Origin of the sequence: Desulfurella sp., from assembly GCF_023256235.1 — a bacterium.
GTDB lineage: Bacteria > Campylobacterota_A > Desulfurellia > Desulfurellales > Desulfurellaceae > Desulfurella.
This window is the reverse complement of record NZ_JAGDWY010000037.1, coordinates 43,754-46,791: the sequence shown is the minus strand read 5'-3', so window position 1 is coordinate 46,791 and position 3,038 is coordinate 43,754. Positions and strand designations below refer to the sequence as shown.

The 3,038-nt window shown below is 33.8% G+C and carries 2 protein-coding genes and 1 pseudogene; all 3 read right to left on the bottom strand.

Features of this window, described 5'->3' with window-relative positions:
* Positions 1-1,487 (bottom strand): single-stranded-DNA-specific exonuclease RecJ (recJ, locus tag Q0C22_RS03920; RefSeq protein WP_291491341.1); only part of this gene is annotated, 1,487 nt, incomplete at its 3' end.
* On the bottom strand, positions 1,465-1,839 hold the full coding sequence (locus tag Q0C22_RS10435; RefSeq protein ID WP_367172097.1) for an NUDIX domain-containing protein: 375 nt from the start codon (positions 1,837-1,839) through the stop codon (positions 1,465-1,467). The genes recJ and Q0C22_RS10435, both read right to left, overlap by 23 nt.
* A gap of 93 nt (positions 1,840-1,932) precedes the next feature.
* Positions 1,933-3,038: pseudogene (argH, locus tag Q0C22_RS03915) on the bottom strand (argininosuccinate lyase); the annotation flags it as partial.

The window sequence follows — 3,038 nt, the reverse complement described above, 5'->3', positions numbered from 1 at the left end:
CCGCCTCTTACAAAAAAAGTCGGCTCTTCATGACCTGCCCCAAATGGTTCAAGTTCTCTTAGATTTTCTAAAAAATCAGAATTATCAAAAATGTTTATATTGCAGGATAAATCAACCCTAAGCTTGTAAGAAGCGTTTACTTTAAGCCTTGAGACTTCTTTGTTTATAGCTTCTCTAAATGGTTCTATATATTCCTTTTTAAGCGTAAGCCCAACAGCCAATTTATGACCACCAAATTTATCAAGCAAATTCTCATGACGCTTTATAATCTCAAATAGGTTTATAGATTCGACACTTCTTCCACTTCCAACACATAAATAGTTATCTTCCGATATAACAATGGAAGGCTTTCTATAAAAATGAGCAAGGTTTCCTGCAACTATACCAATAACTCCTTTATGCCACTTACCGCTTACAACAATTGCATCGTAATGGTTTGCGCTTGGCACCATTGATTTTGCTTCCTGCAAAATTGCCTGTTGTAGACGTTTTCTTTTTATATTTAATTCATCCAACCAGCTTGCTATTTTTAGCATCTTAATTTCTTGAGTTGTTGTAAACAAATCTATGGCCAAATTGGCATCAGCTAGCCTACCAGCAGAATTTATTCTTGGTGCTATTTTGTATGCAACATCATAAGTACTCAAATTGCTTGAGATATTTGAAACAGCTTTTAATTTATCCAATGCTTTTGAGCTTTTTGATAGGCCATACTTTACAAATACTCTATTAACATCAACAAGTGGTACAACATCTGCAAGCGTACCCAGACTCACAAGGTCTAAATAGTTTGCAAGATTTGGCTCTTTTGTGAAAAAATTTCTCTCTCTCAACGTTTTTCTCAAAGCAAGTAAAAAATTAAAAGCCACACCCACTCCTGCAAGTTCACTAAATGGGTATTTAGAATTTTTCATCTTTGGATTCACAACTGCATATGCATTTGGTATGGTGTTTGGTTCATGGTGATCTGTAATAATTACATCCATACCCAGTTGTTTTGCAAATTCAATTTCATCCTGGCTGGAAATACCATTATCTACAGTTATAATTAATTTTGCTCTTTTTTGATGTGCATACTTTATCGCGGCAAGCGACAAACCATAACCGTCTTCTCTTTTTGGTATGTAGTATGTTACGTTTGCACCTATTTCTTGAAAAAAGTTTATCAGTATTGAACAAGCAGTTATTCCATCTACATCATAATCACCTACAATGCAAATACGCTCCTTTGCAATGAGAGCTCTAACAGTACGAGCTACTGCCAAATCCATATCGCTTAATAAAAAAGGATCGTAAAGGTGAGATAATGATGGTTTTAAAAACCTGTCAATATCTGAAATATTTCTGTTATTTAAAATCTTTACAATAGCAAGAAAATGATATGAATTGCCAATTTTTATTTTTTTATTTTCGATATTGCAAAAATCTTCATTAATAATAATTTCAACCAACTCACCTTTGGTGTTATATCTTTTTTCTAAATTCATTGTAATCTTTCAAAATTTTTAAGTGGTCAAATGCAATCTCGTCTGGCAAATTATCCAAATCAAAAAATCCTAAATCCCTGGCATCATCTGAAGCTTTTGGGTTGCCACTTGCTTTGGCATAAAATACAACGCTTACTGTATGGCTTCTTGGATCTCTTGCTGGATCTGAGTAAACACCAAAAAGCTTTGGCTCTACAATATCAAGGCTTGTTTCTTCTTTTACTTCCCTGATTACAGCTTGCTCTACACTTTCGCCGTAATCTACAAAACCACCTGGTAAACTAAAGCCAAAAGGATAATTTTTCCTGCTTACAAGGAGGACTTTGTTTTGTTTTTCTATTATACAATCCACAGTCAAAGATGGATTTTTATATATTTTAACCGGGTAGGAACATCTCGGGCACAAATCTGCATGAGAGCTTTTTTCATCAAAACTTTTAAGTGCTTCTTCAATTTGTTCCAATACATTGGCTCTGGAAGTGCCACCAAAAGATTTTCTTTTGTCTACGCTGCGCTTAGGCTCACAGTAATCATAAACATCTTCTTCAATCTGGTCTGCAAATTGCTTGTATTCTATAAGCGTCAGTTCTTTTAATGTTTTGTTTTGAGCTATAGCATATGCTACAATTGAACCAACAATTTTGTGAGCATCTCTAAATGGATAACCTTTAAGGCTCAAGTAATCAGCCAGATCAGTTGCTGTAATAAAGCCTTTTTCAAGAGATCTTTCAATCTCATCTATATTTAGTTTAATTTTTGGTATAAGTCTTGATAGTATATCAATAATCATTAAACAAGTATCAATTGTGTCAAACAGCGCTTCTTTGTCTTCTTGCATATCACGATTATATGAAAGTGGCAAACCTTTCATCACTGTTAAAAGTGTAAACAAATTACCATATACTCTACCTGTTTTACCCCTTATCAACTCTAAGCTATCAGGGTTTTTCTTTTGTGGCATAATACTTGAGCCTGTTGAAAATTCATCAGGTAGTTCTATAAAAGAAAATTCGCTAGATGAGTAAATGATAAAATCTTCTGCAAGTCTTGATGCATGCATAGAAAATATAGCGCAATTATTTAAAAACTCTATCATAAAATCTCTATCAGATACCGCATCGATAGAGTTTTTAGATATTTGTGTAAACGAAAGCAAACCTGCAGTATAATGTCTATCAATTGGCCAGATTGTACCAGCAAGCGCTCCAGCACCAAGTGGCATTACATCAATACGCTTTATTGTATCTAAAAATCTTTCTTTATCTCTCTTAAATTTTTCAAAAAAAGCCATTATGTAATGTGAAAATAATATCGGTTGGGCATGTTGCATGTGTGTAAAACCTGGTATTATAACATCAATATGCTCTTTAGCAAAAAGTGCAAGATTTTTTAACAATCCATTTAGCCTATCTATTATTTCTATACTTATATCTCTTAAGAACAAACGCTCATCAAGTGCTATTTGATCGTTTCTTGAGCGTGCCGTATGAAGCTTACCACCTACTTTACCAATTAAATTAATAAGAGCACGTTCTATTGCCATGTGTATGT